Here is a 24,519-nt window from a genome sequence, read left to right on the forward strand (position 1 = left end):
GTCAGCCGGCCGCGGGACGCTCGGTCAGCCGGATGACCGGGATCTCGCGGTCGGTCTTGTCGCCGTAGCCGGCGAAGTTCGGGGCCGAGGCGACGATCGCCGCGAGCGCCGCCTCGCGCTCCTGACCGTGCAGCTGCTCGGCCGTCACCGCGATCCGGCGGTCGCCGATCTCGATCGTCGCGTCGTCCGGGTGCGCCGCGAGGTTGTGGTACCAGGCGGGGTTCTTCGCGGCGCCGTTCGCCGACGCGACGACGAGCCACGTGCCGTCGTCGCCGGGGAACCACGCGAGCGGTGTCTCGCGCCGCTGGCCGCTCTTCGCGCCGGTGGTGGTGAGCGCGAGGATCCGCATGCGCCCGAGCGTCGCGGTCTCGGAGCGGCGGGCCCGGCGGACCATGAACCGGTTGACCAGACGCATCAGGGGATTGCTCGTGCTCCGGCGTCCCCGGGTGCCGGTCGGTGTCTCGAAGCTCATGCCGTCCTCCTGCGTCGGGCCGTGCCTCGAACCTAGCGCGCGGAGTCGGCGCGGGGCAGGACCGCGGCGCGGTCGGCGGGCGTGCGCAGCCAGGTCCAGTAGATCCAGATGCCGATCGCCGAGCCGGCCGAGTTCAGCATCATGTCGGCCATCGTGTCGGCGTAGCCGCGCGAGTGGTGCGTGGCCTGCAGCTGGTCGGACGTCCACTCGCCGATCTCCCACAGCGAGCCGATGCCGAGCCACGACAGCCACAGCGCGACCAGCAGCAGCGCTGCGGACTCGGCGCGGTACTTGTGCAGCAGCAGCCGGGCGATGCCCATCGTGCTCACGAGCGAGAACGTGAAGTGCGCGAAGTCGTCGTACCACCAGATGCGGTCGTAGAAGTTCAGTCCCCAGCCCAGGACGGCACCCAGGATCACGACGGTGAGCCCCACCATGACCACCGGGTCGCGCAGGGTCTGCCACAACGCGATGCACCCCATGACGCTCGCGGCCATCGTGAGTCGGGTGAAGTGGTCGCTCGCGGTGAGGCCGACGACCGCGGCGCTGAGCATGGTCGCGATCGTGAAGACGAGCGCGGCCCAGTGCAGGCGGGGCGTCTCCTCCGCGTCGGCGGTGGACGGCAAGGTTCTCTGGGGCATGTGCAGCAGTTCGGCTCGGGGACGATGGCGTCGAGTACCCCCTACGGGATTCGAACCCGCGCTACCGCCTTGAAAGGGCGGCGTCCTAGGCCGCTAGACGAAGGGGGCCGGACAACCCGTCCAGCATAGGGCAACCCGCGACCTCCCCCCGAAGCGGTGGCAGTGACGTTCGCGGGCTCGATTCGCCGGAGTGGCCCCGCGAACGTCACTGCCAGCGCTTCGGGGAGCCGCCTAGACTCGGGGCGTGATCGACGTCGACCCGGACCGGTTCGAGGAGCTGGTGACCGCGGCCCTCGCCGACGTGCCCGCCGAGCTCGCCGACCGGCTCGACAACGTGGTGCTGTTCATCGAGGACGACGCGCCGCCGGACGACCCCCACCTGCTCGGCCTCTACGACGGCATCCCGCTCACCGAGCGCGACTCCACGTACGCCGGCGTCGTGCCCGACCGCATCTTCGTCTACCGCAATCCCACGCTCGCGATCTGCGAGACCGAGGAGGAGGTCGTCGAGGAGGTCCGCATCACCGTGGTCCACGAGATCGCCCACTTCTTCGGCATCGACGACGAGCGCCTGCACGAGCTCGGCTATGCCTGACCGCGTCGTCCGCCGGTCCGCCGACCGCTACCGCACCGTCGCCGAGGGCACCGAGACCCTCCACTCGTTCTCGTACGGGCGGCACTACGACCCCGACAACGTCGCCTTCGGGCCGATCGTGGCGATCAACGAAGAGCGTCTCGCGCCGGGCGCCGGCTACGACGACCACCGTCACGAGGACGCCGACATCGTCACGTGGGTGCTCGACGGCGTGCTCGCCCACGAGGACTCCACGGGTCAGCGCGGCGAGGTCGCGCCCGGTCTCGCCCAGCGACTCAGCGCGGGCTCCGGCGTCACCCACGCCGAGCGCAACGCCAGCGCCACCGAGCCGCTCCGGTTCGTCCAGATGATGCTGCGCAGCCGGAACTGGGACGCGCCCGAGTACGCGCAGGTCACGGTGCCCGACGGACCCGGCCTGCACGACACGGTCCCCGTCCACGCCGACGCCCGGCTGCTGGTCGCACGACCGGCGGAGGCGCCGCTGGAGGTCGTCGCCGAGGCCGGCGCCCTGCTGCACGTCACACGCGGCCCCGCCTCCGTCGACGGCACCGTCCTCGACGCCGGCGACGAGCTGCGCGTCGACGGTGTGGCCACGCTCACGATCACCGGAGAGAATGCCGAGGTCTTGGTCTGGCTGCCGGACCATCCTCGGGGATAGCCTGCGGAGTATGCAGGGTTGGACGCAGCACGAGCACGCCGTCGACACCCTCCTCGCCTCGTGGCGGGCGATCCCCGAGGGACGCCCCGTCCGGCTGGCGAAGAAGACCTCCAACCTGTTCCGCCCCCGCGGCCGCGCCGACGGCCCCGGCCTCGACGTGTCGGGACTCGACGGGGTCATCGAGATCGATCCCGTCAGCCACACCGCCGACGTCCAGGGCATGTGCACCTACGAGCGACTCGTGGAGGAGACGCTGGCGCACGGCCTGGTCCCCACCGTGGTGCCGCAGCTGCGCACCATCACGCTCGGCGGCGCGGTCACCGGCCTGGGCATCGAGTCCACCTCGCTGCGCCTGGGCCTGCCGCACGAGGCCGTGCTGGAGATGGACGTCCTGACGGGCTCAGGCGAGATCGTCACCGCCACCCCCGACAACGAGCACGCCGAGCTCTTCGCGGCGTTCCCGAACTCCTACGGCAGCCTCGGCTACGCCGTGCGCCTGCGCGTGCGGCTCGAGCCCGCGCCCGCGCAGGCGCACCTGCGCCACGTGCGCTTCGGCTCGGCCGTCGACGCGGCCAAGGCCATCGCCGAGATCGCCGAGACCGGACGCTGGGACGGGGTCGAGGTCGACGCCGTCGACGGCACCGCCTTCACCCCCGGCGAGGTCTTCCTGAGTCTCGCGCGGTTCGCCGACACCGACCTGCCCACCAGCGACTACACAGGCCAGCAGGTCTACTACCGCTCGATCCAGCGGCGCCGCGAGGACGTGCTGACGCTCGAGGACTACCTGTGGCGCTGGGACACCGACTGGTTCTGGTGCTCGGCCGCGTTCGGGGCGCAGCACCCGCTGGCGCGTCGGGTCTGGCCGCGCCGGTGGCGCCGCAGCGACGTCTACCACCGGCTCGTCGCGCTCGACTCCACCGTCGGCGTCAGCCGCGTGCTCGACCGCCTCAAGCACGTCCCGGGCCGCGAGCGCGTCATCCAGGACATCGAGGTCCCGCTCGAGCGGCTCGACGACTTCCTCGCCTGGTTCGACCGCGAGGTCGGCATGCGACCGGTCTGGCTGTGCCCGCTGCGCACCACACGCGCCTGGCCCACGTACCCGCTCGTGCCCGGCGAGGTCTACGTGAACGTCGGCTTCTGGGGCACCGTCGTCGTGCCCGAGGACTCCGAGCCCGGCGCGGTGAACCGCCGGATCGAGGCCGAGGTGCACCGGCTCGGCGGCCACAAGTCGCTCTACTCCGAGGCCTTCTACGACCGCGAGACCTTCGACTCCCTCTACGACACCGCGGGACTCGACCGGCTGCGAGACCGGTACGACCCGCAGGCTCGACTCCACTCTCTCTACGACAAGGCGGTGAGGAACTCATGAGCATCGCATCCGAGACGCGACTGACGATCGCGGAGGCCTTCGAACGGCTCCTGCGCGACGGCATGCCCATCCGGTTCGAGGCGTTCGACGGCAGCTCGCTGGGACCCGAGGACTCCCTCCTGCGCCTGCGGCTGGTCAACGAGCGCGGCCTGGCCTACCTCATGACCGCCCCGGGCGACCTCGGCTTCGCCCGTGCCTACGTGTCGGGCGACCTCGAGGTCGAGGGCGTCCACCCCGGCGACCCGTACGAGATCATGAAGGCGCTCATGAGCCGCCTGAAGTTCCGGGTCCCGAGCGCCGCCGAGATGCTGCAGATCGTCCGCAGCCTCGGCTTCGGCAACCTCCGTCCGCCCACGCCGCCGGCCGAGGAGCACCTGCCGAAGTGGCGGCGCGCCCTGGAGGGCCTGCGGCACAGCAAGGGCCGCGACGCCGAGGCGATCCACCACCACTACGACGTCTCGAACCGGTTCTACGAGCTCGTCCTCGGCCCGTCGATGACCTACACGTGCGCCGTCTACCCGAAGGCCGACGCGAGCCTGGAGGAGGCGCAGGCCGAGAAGTACGACCTCATCTGCCGCAAGCTCGACCTCAAGCCCGGCGACCGGCTGCTCGACCTCGGCTGCGGCTGGGGCGGGATGGTCCGCCACGCCGCGCAGCACTACGGCGTGCAGGCGCTCGGCGTCACGCTGTCGCGCGAGCAGGCCCAGTGGGCGCAGCAGGCCATCGAGCGCGAGGGCCTGTCCGGCCTCGCGGAGGTGCGCTTCAGCGACTACCGCGACGTCCCCGAGACCGACTTCGACGCGATCAGCTCGATCGGCCTCACCGAGCACATCGGCGTGCGCAACTACGCCGACTACTTCGCGTTCGCGCGCGGCAAGGTCAAGGTCGACGGCCGGATGCTCAACCACTGCATCACCCGCCGCGACAACACGGGCCGCGCCACGGCCGGCCAGTTCATCGACCGCTACGTGTTCCCCGACGGCGAGCTCACCGGCTCGGGCACGATCGTCCGCGCGATGCAGGACGAGGGCTTCGAGGTCCGCCACGTGGAGAACCTGCGCGACCACTACGCGCTCACCCTCGCCGCCTGGTGCCAGAACCTGGTCGACCACTGGGACGAGGCGCTCGACGAGGTCACGCTGGGCCGGGCCAAGGTGTGGGGGCTCTACATGGCAGGATCGCGATTGGCCTTCGAGAGGAACGAGATCCAGTTGACCCACGTGCTCGGCGTGAACACCCCCGCTGACGGACAGTCCTCCTACCCCCTGCGAGTCGACTTCTGATGCGCATCGCGACGTGGAACGTCAACTCGATCCGCAGCCGCATCGACCGCGTCGTCGGCTGGCTCGACCGGCACGACGTCGACGTCCTGGCGATCCAGGAGACCAAGTGCCGTGAGGACCAGTTCCCCGGCCTGGAGCTGTCGGCGCTGGGCTACGAGTACGCGCACGTCGGCGTCAACCAGTGGAACGGCGTCGCGATCATCTCGCGCGTCGGCCTCGAGGACGTCGAGCGCTCGTTCGGCGTCGACCAGCCGCAGTACGAGGACCTCCTCGAGCCGCGCGCCATCGGCGCCACGTGCGGCGGCGTGCGGATGTGGAGCCTCTACGTCCCGAACGGCCGCGAGCTCGACCACGCCCACTACGCCTACAAGCTCGAGTGGCTGGCGCGGCTGCGCGACGCGGGCCAGGAGTGGCTCGCCAAGGACCCCGAGGCGCAGATCGCGCTGACGGGCGACTGGAACATCGCGCCGCAGGACGACGACGTGTGGGACATGGCGGTCTTCGCGGGTCGCACCCACGTCTCCGAGCCCGAGCGCGCGGCGTTCTCGGCCGTGGTCGACGCCGGCTTCACCGACGTCGTCCGCCCGCACACCCCCGGCCCGGGCGTCTACACGTACTGGGACTACACGCAGCTGAGCTTCCCGAAGAAGAAGGGCATGCGGATCGACTTCGTGCTCGGCTCGCCGGCACTCGCGCAGCGGGTGGAGGGCGCGTTCATCGACCGCGAGGAGCGCAAGGGCAAGGGCGCCAGCGACCACGCGCCCGTCGTGGTCGACCTCGCCGACTGAGTCAGGCGCCGCGGCGCTCGCGCGCGTTCTCCACGCCGGCCTTCACCAGAAGGAACGGCAGCAGGAACGACGCGAGCGCGGCCGCGAGCCACACGATCACGGCGGCGATCAGCCACGTGGCCAGGCCCGAGATCGTCAGCGCGTCGCCGAACAGGCTCGCCACCCACAGCGCCACCAGCGTGGAGACGATGCCGACGCCCCCGAGGAACGCCTCAGCGTTGCGCTTCACGACGACGAGGATGAACGGCGCGAGGATCGCCTGGGCCAGCGCGAAGATCACCACGGTGAGGACGAAGCCGGAGGCGGTGACCTCGAGGTCGTCCAGCACGGCGTTGGCCACGAGCAGGCCGATGGCGGCGGAGACCAGGTTGATGGCCGCGCGGATGAGCAATCGGATCATGCCCGCACTCTAGGGGGCGCGGGCCGTGCTGCCCAGAGGAGTCAGTCGCCCTCGTCGACCACGAGCTTGTCGCGGTCGACCTGGTCGGCGCGGAACGCGGCACGCCCGACCATGTGCGCGGAGACCGGCGCGGTCAGCAGCTGGAACAGCGCCACGACGATCACCAGGGTCAGGTCGCTCAGGCTCTCGATCCGCAGGGCGAGCCCGGCCAGGATCAGCAGCAGGCCGAAGGTCTGTGGCTTCGTGGCGGCGTGCATCCGGGTGAGCACGTCGGGGAAGCGCACGACGCCGATGGCGGCGACGAACGCGAACGCGGCCCCGAGCACCAGGCAGGTACCCGAGAGGACGTCGACGAGCAGCCCCCAGCTCACTGGCCACCTCCCGCGGACTGCGCGGCGTACCGCGCGATGCTGACCGAGCCGAGGAAGGCCACGAGGGCCAGCGCGACGAGGATCGGCAGCGTGGTGTTGTGACGGCCGATCGCGGCCTCCACGCCGATGGCGCCCACGCAGGCCGCCACGAAGACGTCGGCCGCGACGGTGCGGTCGAGCATGGTCGGGCCGCGCACGATGCGTACGAGGCACAGCAGGCCGGTGAGGCCGAGCAGCACGGCACAGACGATTCCCACGACGGTCATGCGGCGTCCTCCCGGAGTCGTCGGTCGCTCTCGGCGATCTCGGCGTCGGTGCCGATGGCCTTGAGCAGGCGGTGCTCCTGCATCCGCGCCTTGCGGCGGGCCTCGGCGATGCGCTCGGGCGTGCCGGCGTCGAGCACGTGCAGCCACAGGCGGCGGCCCTCGGAGTCGAGCTCGATCAGCAGCGACCCCGGGACCAGCGAGATGAGCTCGCCGGTGAGGGTCTGGCGCAGCTCGGAGCCGCTCACCAGGTCGATCTCCAGCACCGCGCTGGGCGGCGGGGACTTCGGGCGCACGGCCAGCCACGCGACGCCGAAGCTGGCGACCGTGAGGTCGGCCAGGAAGCGCGACAGCAGCACGATCGTGGACCAGGGCCGGATCTTCGCCTCGACCGACACCCGCGGGAACGGGAACACCAGCACGATGACGGCGCTCACGAGGAGACCACCGACGAGGTTGATCGGGGTGACCTCACCCCACAGCAGCAGCCAGACGAGCGTCAGCCACGCGATGACGGGCAGGTGCCACAGGTGCAGGCCTCGGGAGCGGTCAGCCATCGCCGAGCACCGCCTCGATGTAGGGGGTGCGCTCGTGGAGCTCGTCCGCCGCACGCTCGGCGATCGAGAACAGCGGCGCGGCGAAGACGGTGAGCGCGACCGTGACGAGACCGAGCGCGATCGTGGGCACCGCCATCCGGGCGGGCAGTCGCTCGCCCTCGGTGTCGGTCTTCCACGTGGTCTCGCGCTGCGTGGCGGTGGAGACGCCGCTGCGGCCGTGCAGCGAGCCACCCTGGACGTGCGGGTCGAACGGCACGGGCGTGTCGTCCTCCGGGTCGCCGGCGGGCTGCCAGAAGGCGCGGTTCCAGATCTTCGCGACCGCGTAGAGGGTCAGCAGGCTGGTGATCACCGAGGCGGCCACGGCGACGAGGGCGAGCCAGTCGGACTCGTCGACGCCGGCCTCGAGCAGCGCCAGCTTGCCCAGGAAGCCAGAGAACGGCGGGATGCCGGCCAGGTTCATCGCCGGGACGAAGAACATCACGGCCAGGACCGGCGCCAGGCGGGCGAGGCCGCCGAGCCGGTCGAGGTTGGTCGTGCCCGATCTGTACTCGACCAGGCCGGCCACGAGGAACAGCGTGGTCTGCACGGTGATGTGGTGGATGATGTAGAAGATCGCGCCGGCGACGCCGAGCTCGGTGCCCAGCGCGATCCCGAAGAGCATGAAGCCGATGTGGCTCACCAGCGTGAACGACAGGACACGTTTGATGTCCGACTGCGCGACGGCGCCCAGGATGCCGACCACCATCGTGAGGATGGACGCCCACAGCAGCAGGGTGCGGAGCTCGTGCGTGGGGAACAGCAGCGTCTGGGTGCGCAGCATCGCGTAGACGCCGACCTTGGTCAGCAAGCCGGCGAACACGGCCGTGACCGGCGCGGGCGCGGTGGGGTAGGAGTCGGGCAGCCACGCCGACAGCGGGAACACCGCCGCCTTCACCGCGAAGGTCAGCAGCAGCATGAGCTGGAGCATCGTGGCCGTGGAGTCGGGCAGCTCCTGCAGGCGCAGCGCCAGCTGCGCGAAGTTCACGGTGCCGGTGGCGGCGTAGACCGACGCGATGGCGATGAGGAACAGCGCCGACGACGCCAGGCTGACGATGATGTAGATCGTGCCCGACCGCACGCGGGCCTCGGTGCCGCCGAGCGTGATCAGCACGTACGACGAGGCGAGCAGGATCTCGAAGCCGACGAAGAGGTTGAAGAGGTCGGCCGAGAGGAAGGCGTTGGAGACGCCCGCGCTCAGCACCAGGAACGTGGGGTAGAAGACCGACAGCGGCGAGTCGCGGCCGTACTCGACGATGCCCTGGCCGATCGAGTACAGCAGCACGCACAGCGTGACGAGCGTGGAGATCAGCAGCAGCAGCGAGCTGAGCCGGTCGGCCACGAGGCTGATGCCGATCTCGGCCGGCCAGCCGCCGACGTTGAAGGACTGGGGTCCGTGCTGGTCGGCGCGGACCAGCAGCACGCACGCCGACGCCACGACGGCCAGCAGCGTGATGATGCTGATGATGCGCTGGGGGGCGGCGAAGCGCCCGAACGCCAGGCACAGGCCGGCGCCCAGCAGCGGCAGGATCACCGGTGCCAGGACGAGCTGGTCGAGCAGGTCGTTCATCGGGGCACCTCGTCGCCGGGCTCGAGGGTGGCGTCGCCCGCGTAGCCCTCGTCGGGCAGCTCGCTGTCGGCCTCGTCGAAGGTGGCCGAGACCTGGTCGGTCTCGGCGCGGCGGCGGATCAGGTCGTCCTCGAGGTCGTCCTGGACGTCGTCGGTGCCGGTGAGCTGCCAGGCGCGGTACGCCAGCGCGAGCCCGAAGGCGGTGGTGCCGAGGGTGATGACGATGGCGGTCAGCGCCATGGCCTGCGGCAGGGGATCGGCCATCGGGTCGCCCGACAGGCCGAGGATGGGCGCGGCGCCGGCGGGGCCGGAGACCACGAGGAACATGACGTTGAGGCCGTTGCCGATGAGCACGAAGCCCACGAGGATGCGGGTCAGGCTGCGCTCGAGCACGAGCGTCGTGCCGCAGGCGACCATGACGCCGACGACGATGATCAGGATCAGGTTCGCGCTCATCGCGGCACCTCGCTCGTGGCGACCGTGGCCGCGTCGTTCTCGTCGTCGATCTGGGCGTCGATGCCGCTGCCGAGGCTGCGCAGCACGTCGAGCGACAGGCCGACCACCACGAGGTAGACGCCGATGTCGAAGAACACCGAGGTCACCAGGTGCAGCTCGCCGAGCACCGGGATCGGGATGTCGACGATCGCGCTCTGGAGGACGCCACCGCCCAGCAGCGTGGGCAGCAGGCCCGAGAGGGCCGCGGTGGCCAGGCCGAGGCCCAGCACGAAGCCGGCGTCGACGGGCGCGGCGTTGTCGAGCTCCTCGCGGCCGCCGGCGAGGTAGCGGATCATCAGGGCCAGGCCCGCGATGAGGCCGCCGGCGAAGCCGCCGCCGGGGGAGTTGTGGCCCGAGATCATGAGGTAGATCGAGAACAGGATCACCGTGTGGAAGATCAGGCGGGTGATGATCTCGAACACGATCGAGCGGCGCTGGTCGTGCAGGTTCGCCGCCAGCCAGGCGTTGGAGTCGACGGTGACGATGCGCTTCGGGCGGATCTGGCGCATCGAGCGGTCGGTCAGCAGGAAGATGAGGCTCGCGATGCCGGTGGCCGCGACGACCAGGACGCTGAGCTCGCCGATCGTGTCCCACGCGCGGATGTCCACGAGAGCGACGTTGACGATGTTCTTGCCGCCGCCGTACTCGTAGGCCGGCTCGGCCCAGCCGGCCGAGATCGGCGTGGACTGGCGCGCGTTGGTGGCCATGAACGCGAAGCCGGCCACCGTGATGCCGGTGGCGGTGCCCAGGCCGACGCGCCACCAGCGGGCCACGTTGAAGGGGCGGTCGCTGAAGAACGGGGGGAGGCGCCGCAGCACGAGCACGAACGTGACCAGCAGGAACGTCTCGACGAGCACCTGGGTGAGGGCGAGGTCGGGGGCGCCGTGCGCGACGAAGAGGATCGCGGTGCCGTAGCCGGTGACGCCGAGCAGCAGCACGGCGCGCAGGCGGCGGCGCGAGCGCACCGTGAGGATGGCCGCGGCGACCATGACGATGCCCACGACGATCTGCAGCGGGTTGTCCGAGACGCGCACGTCGGGCGTCTCCCAGGCGCGCCACAGGGCGATGCCCGGGACGATGACGAGGGTCACCAGGATGATGCCGAGGTAGACCGGTAGCGAGCCTCGCTGGGTGCGACCGGTGACCTCGACGGCCAGGCGGTCGATCCCGCGCATGACGCCCTGGTAGGCGCGCTCGGCGTCGGGGAACGGCACCCGGTCGACGATCGCGTGCTGGGCCGCGGCGACGGGCCGCCGCCACACGAACAGCGCGACGCCCGCGGCGATGGCCAGGACCGAGAGCCACAGCGCCGGGGTGAGGCCGTGCCAGAGCGTGAGGACGGACTCGTGGGCGCCCTCGGGGAACTGGTCGGAGTAGGTCGCCAGGCGCGGCGTCAGGAACGGCCCCGCGAGGCCGGCGACCAGGCTGAGCGTGGCCAGCGTGGCGGGCACGATCGTGAACCAGATCGAGAAGTCGCGCGGGGTGCACGGCTCGACGCCGGGCTTGTCGGCGAAGGTGCCCCACACGAAGCGCGCGCTGTAGGCGACCGTGAGGATCGAGCCGAGCACGATGCCGACGAGGGCGGCCGGGCCCCAGCCCGGGTGGCCGAGGTCCTCGCCGAGGTCGACGAACGCGGCGAGCGCGGCCTCCTTGGCGGTGAAGCCGAACAGCACGGGCAGGCCGGCCATCGAGGCGGTGGCGAGGACGGTGGTGGCGAACAGCAGGGGGCGCGCCCGGCGCATGCCCGAGAGCTCGCGGAGGTCGCGGGTGCCGACGGAGCGGTCGATGATGCCCACCACGAGGAACAGCGCCGACTTGAACAGGCCGTGCGCGCAGAGCAGGGCGAGCCCGGCGAACGCCGCCGAGCGGGTGCCGGCGCCGACGACGGCCATGAGGAAGCCCAGTTGGCTGACCGTGCCGTAGGCGAGCAGCAGCTTGACGTCGTACTGGCGCAGCGCGCGCAGGCCGCCGAGGAGCATCGTGGCGATGCCGAAGCCGATGAGCACCGGCCGCCAGCCGGGTGTCTCGGCGAACACGGGGGCGAGCAGGGCGACGAGGTAGATGCCGGCCTTCACCATCGCCGCGGCGTGCAGGTAGGCGCTGACCGGGGTGGGCGCGGCCATCGCGCCGGGGAGCCAGAAGTGGAACGGCAGCAGCGCCGACTTCGACAGGGCGCCGACCAGGACGAGGGCGATCGCGGCCGTGACGGCGGGTCCGGCGGCGGGCGGGTCGGCCAGGATCGCGCTGATCCGCGGGGTGCCGCTCAGCAGGTGCAGGCCGATGAGGCCGACGAGCATCGCCAGGCCGCCGAACGTGGTGACGATGAGGGCGTTCAGTGCGGCGCGACGGTTGGCGCGGCGCTCGGGGTTGTGGCCGATGAGCAGGAACGACAGGACCGTCGTGAGCTCCCAGAACACGTAGAGCACGTAGACGTTGTCGGCCAGGACCAGGCCGAGCATCGCGCCGGCGAAGCCGGTGAGGACGCCGGAGAAGCGCCAGATCTCGGAGTCCTTGGGGCGGAAGTACCAGGCGCAGTAGACCAGGACGAGCGCGCCGACGCCCGTGACGAGCAGCGCCACGATGCCGCTGAGCGCGTTGACGCCGAAGTCGAGGTCGAGCCCGATCTGCGGGATCCAGGCCCAGTGCTCGTACGTGGCCTCGCCGTCGGTGGTGGCCCGGCTGACGGGACCCAGGAGCCACACGAACGACGCCGCCGGGACCAGCGCGAGCACCAGGAAGGCCTTGCGATCCAGCATGCGGACGAGCGCAGGGGAGGACGCTGCAACGAGAAAGTGCAGCGCGACGAGGAAGACCATGGGCTCGGGTCAACCCTACCGGGTGGCCCTCTGTGAAGTGTCCGGCAGGAGTGTCAGAATGGGCGCCATGGCCGACCCCGCGAACTCCCGTTCCGCAGGTCTGTCATCGGATGGTCCCGGGTCTCGGACCGGGGCAGAGATCTGGGTGCGGCGCATCGTGGTGGTGCTCGTGCTCGTGGTGGTCGCCCTCGTCGTCTACGGTCTGCTGGCCGCGGCACTGCCGCGCTGGTGGGCCCAGCGCGTGGGCGGTCAGGTCGACGGACGCATGACCGTCGGCATCTTCTGGGGTCTGTTCTACGGCTTCGTCTTCAGCTTCCTCCCGGTGCTCGTCGTGTGGCAGGTGCGACGCCCGTTCCTGAAGTGGCCGTGGAAGATCGGGGTGGCCCTCGTGGCGGTCGCGCTGGCCGCGCCCAACTGGCTGACGCTGTCGATCAGCCTGGGCGACAACAGCGCGTCGGACGCGGGCTGGATCACCCTGGTGAACGAGGCTCCCGGATTCCAGTGGGCGACGCTGTTCGGAGCCATCGCGGGCGTGCTCGCGTCCTTGGCCCTGGTCAGCACACTGGCCTCGGCTCGGCGGCGCAAGTCCAAGGTCTCCGAGCTCGAAGGTCGGTTGAGGGAACGGGACGCGGACACGCGGGCGGGGACGGACGAGTCGAACGATGAGCACCGAGAGGAACCGCCCCATGCCTGAAGCGTCCGCCCGCCCCACGTCTGAGCCGGATCGTCCCGGCCCGGGACGGCGCGCCAAGAACGTCCTGCCCCCGCGCGAGGACCCGAACGCCTGGTACCGCCAGCCGCTCGCCTCGCTCGACTTCGAGACCACCGGCATCGATCCGCGCGCCGACCGGATCCTGAGCTTCGCCGCGCTGTCCGACGTGGGCGGCGACCTCATGGGCATGGTCAACCCCGGGGTGCCGATTCCCGAGTCCTCGGCCGACATCCACGGCATCACCGCCTCCGACCTGGCGCGCGCGCCGATGTCGGCGCAGGCGCTGCGGCCGGTGCTCGCGTGGGTCCACGACCTCGTGCAGCGCCGCATCGGCCTCGTCGTCTACAACGCCTCGTTCGACCTCACGCTGCTGCGCGCCGAGGCCGAGCGCCACGGCCTCGACCAGCCCGACTGGGACCGTCTCCTCGTGGTCGACCCGTTCGTCATCGACTGGGGCGTCGACCGCGACCGCGACGGCCAGCGCCGGCTGTCCGACGTCGCCGCGCACTACGGCGTCCGGCTCGACAAGGCGCACGACGCGGCCCACGACGCCCGCGCGGCGCGCGAGATCGCGATCACGATGGGCACGGCCTACCCCGAGGTCGTCGGCTCCAGCCTCACGATGCTCATGGCGCAGCAGCGCTACTGGATCGCGGCGCGGACGATGGACTGGAACAAGCGCGCCCACGAGCTGGGTCGCGGGCTGACGATCCCCGGCCTCGACTGGCCCTTCGCCTGACTCAGTCCACTCCCAGCGCCGCGTCGACCACCGACTTCGCCGCGGCCTGCACCTCGGCCAGGTGGTCGGGTCCGCGGAACGACTCGGCGTAGATCTTGTAGACGTCCTCGGTGCCCGAGGGGCGGGCCGCGAACCACGCCGACTCCGTCGTCACCTTGAGTCCGCCGATCGCGGCGCCGTTGCCCGGCGCCTCGGTCAGCACCGCGGTGATGGGCTCGCCCGCGAGCTCGGTCGCGGTCACGTCGTCCGCGCTCAGGCTGCCCAGGCGCGCCTTCTGCTGGCGGTCGGCGGGCGCGTCCACGCGGGCGTAGGCCGGGTCGCCGTGACGCTCCACCAGCTCGGCGTAGAGCTGGCTGGGGGACTTCTGCGTGGTGGCGATGATCTCCGAGGCCAGCAGCGCGGCGATGATGCCGTCCTTGTCCGTGGTCCACACGCCGCCGTCGCGGCGCAGGAACGACGCGCCGGCCGACTCCTCGCCACCGAAGCCGAACGAGCCGTCGATCAGGCCGGGGACGAACCACTTGAAGCCCACGGGGACCTCGACGAGCGGGCGGCCCACCTGCTCGGCCACGCGGTCGATCATCGAGGACGACACGAGCGTCTTGCCGATCCGGGCGCCGGCCGGCCAGTCCGGCCGTTCGCCACCGAAGAGGTGGGCGATCGCCACGGCGAGGAAGTGGTTGGGGTTCATCAGGCCGGCGTCGGGCGTGACGATGCCGTGGCGGTCGGAGTCGGCGTCGTTGCCGGTGGCCACGTCGAAGCGGTCGCGCTGCTCGATGAGCGAGGCCATCGCGTGCGGCGACGAGCAGTCCATCCGGATCTTGGTGTCCCAGTCGAGCGTCATGAACCGGAACGTGCCGTCGACGACGGGGTTGACGACGGTGAGGTCGAGGCCGTGCCGGTCGGCGATCTCGGACCAGTACGCCACGCTGGCGCCACCGAGCGGATCGGCGCCGATGCGCACCCCGGCGGCCGCGATGGCCTCGACGTCGATCACCTGGGGCAGGTCGTCGACGTAGGTGCCGAGGAAGTCGTAGGGACGGCAGGCGGCGCGCGCCCGCGTGAACGGGACGCGGCGGACACCGCCGAGGCCGGCCGCGATGAGCTCGTTGGCGCGGTCGGCGATGGCCGAGGTGGCATCGCTGCCGGCGGGGCCGCCGTGGGGCGGGTTGTACTTGAAGCCGCCGTCCGCGGGCGGGTTGTGCGACGGGGTCACGACGATGCCGTCGGCCAGGCCGGTGGTGCGGCCGCGGTTGGCGCGCAGGATCGCGTGCGAGACGGCGGGCGTCGGGGTGTAGCCGTCGCGCGCGTCCACGAGGACCTCGACGTCGTTGCCGACCAGCACCTCGAGCGCCGTCGCCCACGCGGGCTCGGACAGCGCGTGCGTGTCGCGGCCGATGAACAGCGGGCCGGTGATGCCCTCCTGGGACCGGTAGTCGCAGATCGCCTGCGTCGTCGCGGCGATGTGGTCCTCGTTGAACGCGGTGTCGAGGCTCGAGCCGCGGTGCCCGCTGGTGCCGAAGGCGACCCGCTGCTCCACGACGCCGGGGTCGGGCCGCAGCGTGTAGTAGGCGGTCACGAGATGGGCCAGGTCGACGAGGTCCTCCGCCGCGGCCGGTTGTCCTGCGCGCTCCGTCATGCGCCCATCATGCCGTTTCCGGCGCTGACAGTTTCCCCGGTTAAGCGGGGAAACTGTCACTTCACGAGGTTTGCAAACCTCGTTCAGTGACAGAAAACCCACTTAACCGGGGAAACTGCGGACCCGGTCGAGGATCTCGGAGGCGAGCAGGTCGGGGTGCGTGTCGGGGAGCCAGTGGCCGCTGTCGACCTCGACGAAGCGGTAGTCGCCGGTGACGTGGTCGCCGCAGCGCTCGGCGCCGTAGCGGCCGATGGCGAGGTCGGTGGCGCCCCAGACGAATGTCGTCGGCACCGTCACCGAGGGCGTCGCCGAGAGTGCGGGCGTCATCGCGCGGTACCAGTTCAGCGTCGCCGTGAGGGCACCCGGCTCGGACAGCTTCTCGACGTAGCCGGCCTCGTCCTCGGGCGGCACGTCGCCGCCGTACATCGCGCGCAGCCGCGCCCCGTCGTCCTCCAGCAGGACCGTCTCGGCCTTGCCCGGCCGGCGCAGCAGGCCGATGTAGGCGCCGCGCTGCTGCTGGTCGGGGTCGCCGGCCAGCGCCTCGTTGTAGGCGGCCAGGTGCGGCACCGAGACCGCGGTGAGCGTCAGCACGTGGGCGGCGTGACGCGTGGCCACGACCCACGAGACGGCCGCGCCCCAGTCGTGACCGACGAGGTGGAAACGGTCGTGCCCGAGCGCCGCCGCGATCGCGACGACGTCGTCGGCCAGCACGTCGGCGCGGTAGCTCTCGACGCCCTCGGGTCGCGCGGTGGGGCTGTAGCCGCGCTGGTCGGGCACGATGACGCGCAGCCCCTCGGCGGCGAGGCGCTCGGCGACTCCACGCCACGAGCGACGGTCCTGCGGCCAGCCGTGCAGCAGCACGACGGGCGTGCCGTCCTCGGGTCCGAACAGGTCGACGTCGAAGGCCAGGCCCGAGGCCTCGACGGTGCTCACGCCGCCCCCGTCGGCAGCTTCGGCCAGCAGTCCGTGGGCCGCGTCGCATCGAACCCCGCGGTGGCGGCCCGGCTGCGGGCCTCCTTCTGCACGATCGCGGTGGTGAGGAAGAACAGTGCCAGCGCGTAGGTCAGCATGACGACGAAGTTACCGAACGCCGACTCCTCGGGCACCCGGTCGGCGATGCGCGCCGCGATGAGACCGTCGCTGAACAGGAACAGCAGGGCGCCGATCCCGGCCCGCAGGTCGACCGCCAGGGCGGTGGCCGCGGTCGAGGACAGCAGCAGCGCGTAGACCACCACGGGCACCCGCAGCTCGGCGTCGAGCCCGGGCCAGACCCACACCAGCAGCACCACGGCGGCGACCAGCAGGGCCAGCGGGATCCACACCCGGCGGCGGAGCACGTCGAGCGCGCCGCGGCGGACGAAGAACGTCACGAAGCACACGTGCGCCGCCGCGAACGACGCCATCCCGGCGATGAAGAGGCCGTCGATCTCGAGGAACAGGTCGCCGCCGAGGCAGAAGACGAGCGCGAGCGCGAGGATCCGGGGGCCCTTCTGCTCGATCACCCACCCGACGAGCAAGGGGGCGAGGAGGCACTTGGAGATGCTCTCCCACGGCTGGGCTTCGGCGAGCACGAGCGCCAGGTGCACCACGACGGCGAGGCCGAACGCGGCGAGCCAGGGGCTGCGGAGCGAGTTCATGGCCACACCGTAACGCTGGTCACGCGTGCACAATGGACACATGAGCACCGGATCGATCCAGGAGTTGGACCAGGACGAGTGCCGCGAGCTGCTGAAGGTCGGTCGGTTCGCGCGGATCGCGTTCGACACCGGCGACCAGCTGGAGCTGCTGCCCGTCAACTACGCCTACGACGACGGCATCATCCTGATCCGCACGAGCGAGACCTCGGGACTGTCCACGATCGTCGACCGCCGCTTCGTCCTCGAGGCGGACCACCACGACGACACGTACCAGACCGGCTGGAGCGTCGTGGTGCGCGGCAGCGCGGCACGGGCGACGAAGGCGCAGCTCGAGGAGTTCGGCACCCGGCTGCCGAACTCGTGGGTCAGCGCCGAGGGCTCGCCCGTCCACATCGCGATCACGATCGACGACGTCCGCGGGCGCCGCGTGCGCCAGTTCCCGGGCTGACTCAATACGGCGACATGAACCCGAGGGTCGTGCGCGTGAGGCCCGGGAACACCGTGCCGACGCCCACCTCGGGGAAGCGCGCGGCGAGGATCTCGGCCAGCACGCTGCGGTAGTCGGTGGTGACGGCGAGGTCGCCGTCGACCCGGCGGTCCGTGGCGAGCGTCGGCCAGTTCGCGTAGTAGCCGCCCCGGACTCCGGCGCCGAACGCGAACACGGCGTTGCCGTAGCCGTGGTCGAGACCCGCCGCGCCGTTCTGGCCGAGCCGGCGCCCGAACTCGCTGAGCGTCACGATCGTCACGCGCGACGCGTCGGGGCCGAGGTCGGTGAGGAACGCCGCGATCGACTTCGACATCTGCTCGATCTGCCGGCTGATCCGCCACGAGATGTCGACGTGGTGGTCCCAGCCGCCGAAGTCCACCGCGATCGCGCGCACGCCGACGCCCGCGCGGATGAGCGCGGCCGAGCTCGCCAGGGCGCGCGCGAGCTCGTTGTGCTCGGGGTAGACCGCGCCGTGCTGCGGGCCCTTCTTCTCCTCGGCGGCGATCGTGCCGGTGCGCCGGTCGAGGGCGAGCGCCTCCTGGCCGGCCTTGCCGATGACCGTGCCCGCGTCGCGGTACATCGTCGACAGGACCGAGCGGACGCGCGGGCCGAGGCCCGCGTGGTCGGCCCACGGCGCCGAGAGCGAGGAGAAGTCCGAGGTCGCGAACGACGGCTCGGGCCCGATGAGCGAGGTCGGCATGACGGTCGAGCCCACCTGGATGCCGTCGAACACGTCGTTCGAGGTGAAGCAGCCGATGACGCGGTTGAGCCAGCCGATCCGCTCCGACGACCCGGGGTCGGCGTCCTCGACCAGCTCCATGGCCTCGAAGTGCGAGCGGTTCGGGGTCGGCAGGCCGACGGCGTGGATCGCGGCCATTCGCCCGCTGTCCCACAGCGACTCGAGCGGCCTGAACGACGGGTGCAGGCCGAACGTGTCGTCGGGCCTGAGCAGCTCGGCCTTCTTCACGGCGATGTTCGGGCGCGCGGCGTAGTAGGCCGACTCGGCGTGCGGCACCATCATCGACATCCCGTCGGCGCCGCCGCGCAGCGACAGCACGACGAGGATGTTGCCGTTCGTGGCGCCGTAGGCGGTGGACGTCAGGACGTCGCCGAACATCTTCGTGGAGACGCCCGCCATGCCGATCAGGCCCGCCGACCTCAGCAGGTTGCGCCGGGTGACGCCGTAGTCGGCGCAGGACGCGTCGTGTCCGTCGGTCATCGCAGCATCGCCTCCGGTGCGTTGAGGATCGCCGTCCGGATCAGCGTCAGCATCCAGGCGAGGTAGTCGGTCTCGCGCTCCCAGGACTTCGAGAAGACGTGGGACGCGGGCTTGTCGATCAGCGTGGCGGCCCCGGCGACGGTCTCGGACGTGGCCCGGCGGCCGGTCATCATGACGGACTGGTGGTGCACGAGGTCGGCCAGCGGCAGCGGCCACACCGGCGGGATGAGGTCGCGCACGAGCGGCCGGGTGGCCTGCTTGAGCGTGCCGTTCGTGCTGGCCATCCAGGTGTGGACGGTCCACGTCCGCAGCATGCGCGCGGGGGACAGGTAGGTGTCGGACTGCTCGGGGAAGCCGTCGGGCCGCGGCCACGAGAACAGCGCCTGACCGGTCCAGCTGCACTGCCAGCTGAACGAGTCGACGTGGCTGCCCGAGCCCGCGCCGGTGGGCACGATGTCGCACGCGCGCTGGGTGGCGAGCACGTCCTCCACGGGCGTGCGCGCCTTGCGGAAGGCCGAGGCGCGGAACGCGTCGTGGCGCACGAGCGTGCGCAGGCACGCCCTGATGTCCGAGCCGGAGTCGAGGTAGGTGGCGCGGACCGCGTCGACCACGCTCTGCGGCGGGTCGTCGCTGACGAACCGCACGCACAGCCGGCGGGCGATGCGCGTCGCCGTCTCGGGCCGCATCGCGAGCCAGTCGAGGTAGGCGTCCAGCTGGGGCCGTCCGTCCGCCGCGGCGTTCTCGAACCGCTGGCCCAGCACCGACACGGCCCCGACGTGGTGGCGAGCCGGGTCGTAGCCGGCGGCGTAGTCCTTGCCGACCGCGACGGTGAAGCCGGTGAGCAGGCGGGCCGAGTCCTTCACGTCGTCCTCGGTGTACCCGGCCGTGCGGCCCACGGTGTAGAGCTCGAGCAGCTCGCGCCCGAGGTTCTCGTTGATCTGCGCCTTGGTGTTGCGGTGGTTCGACAGGTAGCCCGACATCGACGGATGGGTCACGGCCGCCCGCAGCAGCGCGCGATAGGTGCCGAGCGCGTGCGGACGGATCGCGTGCGTGTCGTAGTGCATCCGCCAGGGGAAGCTCGAGTCCTCGCCGGCCGGGATGTGCAGCAGGTTCGACCAGAAGTCGACCATCACCTCGTGCACCTGCCACGTCGACACCACGCGGCGGGACAGCGAGTACCGGACGAGGTCGTTGCCGTACTGCCAGCCGCCGTAGGCACCGCTGCGCGCGTTCTCCCATGCGGTGGCGGGGGAGTCGCGCAGGTGCGGGAACCAGGCCAGCGTCGCGTCCGCGGTCGCATCCTTGCCGGGCGACAGCTGCGCCTCGAACCAGGCGTCGACGGACCCGAACCGCAGGACGTCGGCCTCGAGGCGGCCGTTGTGGCCGTAGGTGAACCGGCGGACGAGGTGCTGCGCGTACTCGGTCAGGCGCGGCTGCGTGCCGGGCAGGGCGGCCATCAGCAGGCCCCCGACGACGTGGTGGCGGCGGTGTCCGACGAGACGAGGACGGTGAGCCAGCGCGTCCCGCCGGCCGTGGTCGAGGCGATCCCGTACTCGAAGCCGCTGGCGTCGTGGCAGGCCGAGAGCAGGCGGCCGGTCTCGCCGTAGGGCGAGGACAGCCAGGCGTCGACCGTGGTGCGGACGGCGTCGGCGGCGCTCCCGCTGCCGACGGCGCGGGTGACGGCCGAGACGGTCCGTCCGGGGCAGTCCTTCGCCGGCAGGCTGCGCCCGGCGGCACGGTGCTCCGCGGAGCCCGGATCGGCGGCGCGGCCCAGGCTCGCCATCCACGCGGCATGACGTCGCGCGTACGTCGTGAGGCAGGCCTCCGCGCCGCGATCGGTGGCGGCCGTGACGGCGGGACGCGCGTAGGTGCCGCGGGCCTCGCGCACGGCGGCGAGCAGCGTCTTCTCCTCGGCCGTCAGGGTGGCGGGCCGGGACGGCACGGTGCGCTGCACGGCGCGCACGGCGACCTTGACCTTGCCCGAGCGGGCGAGGCGGTGCGTGTGCGCGGAGCCTCCGCTCCTGTGCCTGACGCGCGGCGCGATCGCGCGGTAGGTGAACGTGCCGGTCCCGGGCTTCAGGCGGACGGAGGCGCTCCCGCGCACCGTGCGCTTCGCGATCGTGCGCCAGGCCTTGCGGGTCGAGTCGTAGCGCTGCAGGTGCACGGGCCGCGGGTGCTTCGTGGAGGTCTTCAGGCGGAACGTCACGACCTGGCCGCGCTCGAGGCTGCGGGGCGTGGCGCCGAGACTCAGCGCGGGCCTCTTCGCCGCCGGCTGGAGCGTCGTCTCGGCGGGCCGCTCGACCGCCGTGCGCTCCTGCGCCACCACGAGCGCGCCCCCGGCGAGGGCCGTCACGACGACCGCGACGGCCGTCGCGGCTCCGATGTGACGAATGTGGCGCATGGGGAAGATGATGACTGACCGCGCGCCGAAAGAACAGTCCGTCGGCGCAACGAGAACGGCCCGCCCCAACAGGGGCGGGCCGTGACGTGCTCGGTGCGGGTCAGCCGCGCTCGGAGGAGGCCTCGAAGAGGGAGCCCTGCTCCTCCTGCGGAGCCTCGCCCGTGAGGTTCGCCAGTGCACGGCGGACGTTCGTCAGCTGGGCGTTGATGCTCTCGCGGCGGCGCTCGATCTCGGCGACCTCGCGCTCGGACTCGACGCGGACGCGCTCGGCCTCGGCCTTCGCGTCCTCGACGATCGCGGCGGCCTTGCGGTGCGCCTCGTCGGCACGCTCGCGGTCGAGACGAGCGGCCTCGGCCTGCTCGGCCTCGGCCTTCGCGCGACGGGCGGCGAGGTCCTGCTCGAACTCGGCGACCGACCGCTGGTGCTCGGCGGTGATGCGGTCGAGCTCGGCCTGGGCGGCCTCGGTGACCTTGGCGGCCTCGTCGAGCGCCTGCTTGCGCACGCGGTCGGCCTCGAGATCGGCCTCGCGCCGGGTGGCCTCGGCGTACTCGTCGGCCTCTCGACGGGTCGCCCCGGCGTACTCGTCGGCCTCGCGGCGCGTGCTGACGTCGTAGGCGTCGGCCTCCTTGCGCAGCTTGCGGACCGCGTCGTTCGCGTCGGTGCGCTGGGTCTCGACCTCCTTGGCGGTGGCCTTGCGCAGCGCGGCGGCCTCCTCCTCCGCGAGGCTCAGGATCTGGCCCACGCGGTCGCCGAGGTGCCGGAAGTTCGGCTCGGTGACCGCGGCCAGCCGGTCCTCGCCCTCGGCGATCTGCTCGCGAAGGGCCTTCGCGTGCTCCTTGAGCGTGGCGATGTGCGCGTCGACCTCGCTGGGGTCGTAGCCGCGCATGACGGTGCGGAAGGACGAGTTCGGGCTGCTCATGGTGGGTCCATTGTCTCAGAGGGGACAAGCACCCCGCAGGTCCTCAACGCACGGGACGGGTGTCCCGTGTCACGCGGTGGTGTCGTCCCGGGGCGTGGCCGGCGACCCGGTGAGGGTGCTCAGCATCTGGCGCAGGTTCGCCAGCTGGTCGTTGATGCTGTCGCGTCGTTGCATCGCGGCGGCAACTTCCCGTTCGGACTCGGCCCGGATGCGGTCGGCCGTGGACTTGGCGTCGTGGACCAGGCCGTTCGCGCGGGCCTGGGCCTCCTCGAGGATGCGGCGGGCGTCGCGCTCGGCGTCGGCACGCTCGGCCTCGGCGGCCGCGTGCTGCTCCTGCAGGCGGCGCTCCAGCTCGTCGAGGCGCGAGCGGTGCTCGGCCTCGGACTCGGCGAACTGCTGCTCCGCGGCCTCGCGGCGCGAAGCCATCGCGACCTCGAAGTCGGCGTTGGCGGCGGCGGCCTTCGCGCGCTGGCGCTCGACCAGCGTCTCGGCCTCGTGCCGTCGGGTGGCCACCTCGCGCTCGGCGCTCTCGAGCAGGTCGGCGGCGGTGCTTCGGGCGTCCTCGACCGTGCGGGTCGCCTCGGCCTCGGCGTCGCCGCGGGTGGTGTCGGCGTGGACCTGGGCGTGCTCGCGCAGGCGGGCGATCTCCTCGTCGGCGGACTGACGCGCCTCGGCGACCTCGGTGGCGGCGGACTCGCGCAGCGCCGCGGCCTCCTCGCGGGCCAGGGCCAGGATCTGCACGACGCGCTCGCCGAGGTGCTCGAAGGACGCGGGCTCGGTCGGCCTGGGCTCCTCGTCGACCGGCCGGGCCTCGGGAACGGCGCGCAGGCGCTCGATCTCGTCCTCGAGTTCGGTGACGCGGGACTGGACCTGGACGGGGTCGAACCCGCGCAGGACGATGCGGAAGTCGGCGGTGGACTCGGTCATGCGGGTGGCTGCTCCTCGTTGCCGGAGTGGTCGGTGTCATGGCCCGAGAGCACCGTGATGACGTCGGAGAGTCGTGCGAGCTCGTCGGCGGCTCGGTCGCGCGCGGCCAGCAGGTCGTCGGCCTCGCCGCGGGCCTGCTCGAGCAGCGTGCGGGCCTCGTGGCGGGCCTGCGCCACGCGCTCGTGGGCCTCGGCGAGCAGGGCCGTGGCCTCGTCGCGGCGGGCCTTGCTCTCGCGCAGCGCGTCGCGCTGGGTGGTGAGCACCTCGTCGCTCACGCGCGAGCGCAGCAGGCGGGCGGCGGACTCGGCCTCGGCGAGGCGGCGGGAGGCGCGCTCCTCGGTGGCGTCGGCCAGCGCCTCGGCCTGGGCGCGCAGCCGGCTGGCCTCCTGGCCGGCCTCGACGAGGATGCGCTCGGCGCGGACCTGGGCGTCGGAGAGGACGTCGTCGGCGGCGGAGGCGAGGTCGGCGGCGGCTTCCTCGGCCTGCGCGATGTCGTCGGCCAGACGGGCGCGGACGCGCGCAGCGATGCCGCCGGCGACGATGCGGGTGCGGCGCAGGACGGACGCGGCGTCGCGGTGACCCTGCTGACGCATCCGCTCGGACTCGAGGTGGCCGTTGCCCAGCAGCAGGTCGATCGTGGCGCGGGTCTCGTCGAGCTCGGCGCGGGCGGCGGAGATCGTGCGCTCGGACTCGGCGCGCGCGTGCTCGACGCGGCTGTCGGCGTCCTGGCGGGCGTGGGCCAGCAGGCGCTCGGCCTCGACCTTGGCGCGGTCGGCCTCGTCGATGGCGGACTCGACCACCATCTCGGCGTTGCGGGTGGCGGCCTGCGAGATCTCGAGGGTGTGCTGGTCGGCCTCGGCGACGATGCGCTCGACGTACTCCTCGGCCTCGGTGGTGCGTCGCTCGCTGTCGGCCCGGGCCGTGGACAGGAGCGCGGCGGCTCGGGCCTCGGCGTCGCGGACGAGCCGGTCGGCCTTCTCGTGCGCCTCGGACAGCAGGCGGCCGGCCTCGCCGGCGGCCTCGGTGAGCATGACCTCGGTGCGCTCGTGGGCGTCGGCGAACGTGGCCTCGGCATCGCGCTCGGCGACCTCGCGGCGCTGCTCGGCGTCGCGCACCAGGACGGTGGCCTGCTCGCTGGCGTCGGCGACGATCGTGGCGGCGTCCTCGGACGCCCGGTCGAGCTGCTCGGTGACGTTGACGAGGTGGGCGTCGGCCGTGTCGCGCACCTGGCGCGCGTCGTCGTAGAGGAGCCGGGCCTCGGCCTCGAGCCGGCGGGCCTCGGTGGTGATGCGCTCGGCCTCGGCGGCGGCGGACGCCTCGAGCTCGGCGGCCACCTCCTGGGCATGACGCAGCAGGTCGGCGACACCGCGGGCGTGGGCGGTGGCCGACCCGGATCCCTGGGTGTGATCAGCCGACATGGTCCGACCAGTGTTCCACGGCCCCCCACCACGGATCGAGGGGTGAGACGCGCCTTTTCGGCCGGTGAGACGCGAGTCACCCGGCGCCCCACAGCCCGTTCACAGGCA

The 24,519-nt window shown here is 72.1% G+C and carries 26 protein-coding genes and 1 tRNA gene; 8 read left to right on the top strand and 19 right to left on the bottom strand.

Going from position 1 to position 24,519, the window contains the following annotated elements; translation table 11 throughout:
- Position 1: 1 nt before the first annotated feature.
- The 3 genes from ACK99Q_RS05855 to ACK99Q_RS05865 form a co-directional block, all read right to left on the bottom strand.
- Complete coding sequence (locus ACK99Q_RS05855; protein WP_410185262.1) at positions 2 to 472, bottom strand: nitroreductase/quinone reductase family protein; 471 nt, start codon at positions 470 to 472, stop codon at positions 2 to 4.
- 32 nt (positions 473 to 504) lie between these two features.
- Positions 505 to 1,113: a hypothetical protein gene (locus tag ACK99Q_RS05860; protein WP_410185263.1), complete on the bottom strand. Its 609-nt coding sequence runs from the start codon at positions 1,111 to 1,113 to the stop codon at positions 505 to 507.
- 35 nt (positions 1,114 to 1,148) lie between these two features.
- Positions 1,149 to 1,221, bottom strand: a tRNA-Glu gene (locus ACK99Q_RS05865).
- 136 nt (positions 1,222 to 1,357) lie between these two features.
- On the opposite strand from ACK99Q_RS05865, the gene ACK99Q_RS05870 reads away from it, so the two are divergent.
- The 5 genes from ACK99Q_RS05870 to ACK99Q_RS05890 are packed head-to-tail and all read left to right on the top strand — an operon-like array spanning position 1,358 to position 5,806.
- Positions 1,358 to 1,708, top strand: coding sequence for a metallopeptidase family protein (locus tag ACK99Q_RS05870; RefSeq protein WP_410185264.1), 351 nt, complete (start codon positions 1,358 to 1,360; stop codon positions 1,706 to 1,708).
- On the top strand, positions 1,701 to 2,366 hold the full coding sequence (locus tag ACK99Q_RS05875) for a pirin family protein (RefSeq protein ID WP_410185265.1): 666 nt from the start codon (positions 1,701 to 1,703) through the stop codon (positions 2,364 to 2,366). Before ACK99Q_RS05870 ends, ACK99Q_RS05875 begins: the two co-directional genes overlap by 8 nt.
- A 10-nt stretch (positions 2,367 to 2,376) precedes the next feature.
- Positions 2,377 to 3,735, top strand: a complete 1,359-nt coding sequence (locus ACK99Q_RS05880; protein ID WP_410185266.1) for an FAD-dependent oxidoreductase — start codon at positions 2,377 to 2,379, stop codon at positions 3,733 to 3,735.
- Positions 3,732 to 5,018: a class I SAM-dependent methyltransferase gene (locus ACK99Q_RS05885; RefSeq protein WP_410185267.1), complete on the top strand. Its 1,287-nt coding sequence runs from the start codon at positions 3,732 to 3,734 to the stop codon at positions 5,016 to 5,018. The genes ACK99Q_RS05880 and ACK99Q_RS05885 overlap by 4 nt, the downstream gene beginning before the upstream one ends.
- Positions 5,018 to 5,806, top strand: coding sequence for an exodeoxyribonuclease III (locus ACK99Q_RS05890; protein ID WP_410185268.1), 789 nt, complete (start codon positions 5,018 to 5,020; stop codon positions 5,804 to 5,806). The genes ACK99Q_RS05885 and ACK99Q_RS05890 overlap by 1 nt, the downstream gene beginning before the upstream one ends.
- A gap of 1 nt (position 5,807) precedes the next feature.
- On the opposite strand, the gene ACK99Q_RS05895 is transcribed toward ACK99Q_RS05890, so the two are convergent.
- Genes ACK99Q_RS05895 through ACK99Q_RS05925 form a run of 7 tightly spaced genes read right to left on the bottom strand, consistent with a single transcriptional unit; the run spans position 5,808 to position 12,313 of the window.
- Positions 5,808 to 6,206: a hypothetical protein gene (locus ACK99Q_RS05895; RefSeq protein WP_410185269.1), complete on the bottom strand. Its 399-nt coding sequence runs from the start codon at positions 6,204 to 6,206 to the stop codon at positions 5,808 to 5,810.
- A 41-nt stretch (positions 6,207 to 6,247) separates the two neighbouring features.
- A complete protein-coding gene (gene mnhG, locus ACK99Q_RS05900; protein ID WP_410185270.1) occupies positions 6,248 to 6,577 on the bottom strand; it encodes a monovalent cation/H(+) antiporter subunit G in 330 nt (109 codons plus the stop codon).
- Complete coding sequence (locus ACK99Q_RS05905) at positions 6,574 to 6,843, bottom strand: monovalent cation/H+ antiporter complex subunit F (RefSeq protein ID WP_179422462.1); 270 nt, start codon at positions 6,841 to 6,843, stop codon at positions 6,574 to 6,576. The genes mnhG and ACK99Q_RS05905 overlap by 4 nt, the downstream gene beginning before the upstream one ends.
- Positions 6,840 to 7,397 (bottom strand): Na+/H+ antiporter subunit E, encoded by a 558-nt coding sequence (locus ACK99Q_RS05910; protein WP_410185271.1) that lies wholly within the window; start codon positions 7,395 to 7,397, stop codon positions 6,840 to 6,842. Before ACK99Q_RS05910 ends, ACK99Q_RS05905 begins: the two co-directional genes overlap by 4 nt.
- Positions 7,390 to 9,003 carry a Na+/H+ antiporter subunit D gene (locus tag ACK99Q_RS05915; protein WP_410185272.1) on the bottom strand — a complete coding sequence of 538 codons (1,614 nt, stop codon included), beginning with the start codon at positions 9,001 to 9,003 and terminating at the stop codon, positions 7,390 to 7,392. Before ACK99Q_RS05915 ends, ACK99Q_RS05910 begins: the two co-directional genes overlap by 8 nt.
- Positions 9,000 to 9,458 (bottom strand): Na(+)/H(+) antiporter subunit C, encoded by a 459-nt coding sequence (locus ACK99Q_RS05920; RefSeq protein WP_410185273.1) that lies wholly within the window; start codon positions 9,456 to 9,458, stop codon positions 9,000 to 9,002. The genes ACK99Q_RS05915 and ACK99Q_RS05920 overlap by 4 nt, the downstream gene beginning before the upstream one ends.
- The gene (locus ACK99Q_RS05925) at positions 9,455 to 12,313 is read right to left on the bottom strand and encodes a Na+/H+ antiporter subunit A (RefSeq protein ID WP_410185274.1); all 2,859 of its coding nucleotides are present in this window, start codon (positions 12,311 to 12,313) and stop codon (positions 9,455 to 9,457) included. Before ACK99Q_RS05925 ends, ACK99Q_RS05920 begins: the two co-directional genes overlap by 4 nt.
- Positions 12,314 to 12,380: 67 nt before the next feature.
- Between ACK99Q_RS05925 and ACK99Q_RS05930 the strand changes: the two genes are divergently transcribed.
- Positions 12,381 to 13,007: a hypothetical protein gene (locus ACK99Q_RS05930; protein WP_410185275.1), complete on the top strand. Its 627-nt coding sequence runs from the start codon at positions 12,381 to 12,383 to the stop codon at positions 13,005 to 13,007.
- Positions 13,000 to 13,764, top strand: coding sequence for an exonuclease domain-containing protein (locus tag ACK99Q_RS05935; protein ID WP_410185276.1), 765 nt, complete (start codon positions 13,000 to 13,002; stop codon positions 13,762 to 13,764). The genes ACK99Q_RS05930 and ACK99Q_RS05935 overlap by 8 nt, the downstream gene beginning before the upstream one ends.
- A 1-nt stretch (position 13,765) precedes the next feature.
- Here ACK99Q_RS05935 and pgm read toward each other — a convergent pair whose 3' ends face one another.
- From pgm to ACK99Q_RS05950, 3 genes are all read right to left on the bottom strand, one after another.
- Entirely contained in the window at positions 13,766 to 15,403 is a 1,638-nt protein-coding gene (gene pgm, locus ACK99Q_RS05940) for a phosphoglucomutase (alpha-D-glucose-1,6-bisphosphate-dependent) (protein WP_410185277.1), read from the bottom strand.
- A 102-nt stretch (positions 15,404 to 15,505) separates the two neighbouring features.
- Entirely contained in the window at positions 15,506 to 16,336 is an 831-nt protein-coding gene (locus ACK99Q_RS05945; RefSeq protein WP_410185278.1) for an alpha/beta fold hydrolase, read from the bottom strand.
- The gene (locus ACK99Q_RS05950) at positions 16,333 to 17,040 is read right to left on the bottom strand and encodes a lysoplasmalogenase (RefSeq protein WP_410185279.1); all 708 of its coding nucleotides are present in this window, start codon (positions 17,038 to 17,040) and stop codon (positions 16,333 to 16,335) included. Before ACK99Q_RS05950 ends, ACK99Q_RS05945 begins: the two co-directional genes overlap by 4 nt.
- Positions 17,041 to 17,080: 40 nt before the next feature.
- Here ACK99Q_RS05950 and ACK99Q_RS05955 point away from each other — a divergent pair, with 40 nt between their 5' ends.
- A complete protein-coding gene (locus ACK99Q_RS05955; protein WP_410185280.1) occupies positions 17,081 to 17,488 on the top strand; it encodes a pyridoxamine 5'-phosphate oxidase family protein in 408 nt (135 codons plus the stop codon).
- Position 17,489: 1 nt separating this feature from the next.
- Here ACK99Q_RS05955 and ACK99Q_RS05960 read toward each other — a convergent pair whose 3' ends face one another.
- The 6 genes from ACK99Q_RS05960 to ACK99Q_RS05985 form a co-directional block, all read right to left on the bottom strand.
- Entirely contained in the window at positions 17,490 to 18,746 is a 1,257-nt protein-coding gene (locus ACK99Q_RS05960) for a DUF1501 domain-containing protein (protein WP_410185281.1), read from the bottom strand.
- The gene (locus ACK99Q_RS05965; protein ID WP_410185282.1) at positions 18,743 to 20,203 is read right to left on the bottom strand and encodes a DUF1800 domain-containing protein; all 1,461 of its coding nucleotides are present in this window, start codon (positions 20,201 to 20,203) and stop codon (positions 18,743 to 18,745) included. The genes ACK99Q_RS05960 and ACK99Q_RS05965 overlap by 4 nt, the downstream gene beginning before the upstream one ends.
- Entirely contained in the window at positions 20,203 to 21,147 is a 945-nt protein-coding gene (locus tag ACK99Q_RS05970) for a hypothetical protein (protein ID WP_410185283.1), read from the bottom strand. Before ACK99Q_RS05970 ends, ACK99Q_RS05965 begins: the two co-directional genes overlap by 1 nt.
- Positions 21,148 to 21,247: 100 nt before the next feature.
- Positions 21,248 to 22,066, bottom strand: a complete 819-nt coding sequence (locus ACK99Q_RS05975; RefSeq protein WP_410185284.1) for a DivIVA domain-containing protein — start codon at positions 22,064 to 22,066, stop codon at positions 21,248 to 21,250.
- Between the two features lie 69 nt (positions 22,067 to 22,135).
- Positions 22,136 to 22,993: a hypothetical protein gene (locus ACK99Q_RS05980; RefSeq protein ID WP_410185285.1), complete on the bottom strand. Its 858-nt coding sequence runs from the start codon at positions 22,991 to 22,993 to the stop codon at positions 22,136 to 22,138.
- The gene (locus ACK99Q_RS05985; protein WP_410185286.1) at positions 22,990 to 24,411 is read right to left on the bottom strand and encodes a hypothetical protein; all 1,422 of its coding nucleotides are present in this window, start codon (positions 24,409 to 24,411) and stop codon (positions 22,990 to 22,992) included. Before ACK99Q_RS05985 ends, ACK99Q_RS05980 begins: the two co-directional genes overlap by 4 nt.
- Positions 24,412 to 24,519: the final 108 nt, after the last annotated feature.

The organism is Aeromicrobium sp. MLTX1 (assembly GCF_046452335.1).
Taxonomy (GTDB): domain Bacteria; phylum Actinomycetota; class Actinomycetes; order Propionibacteriales; family Nocardioidaceae; genus Aeromicrobium.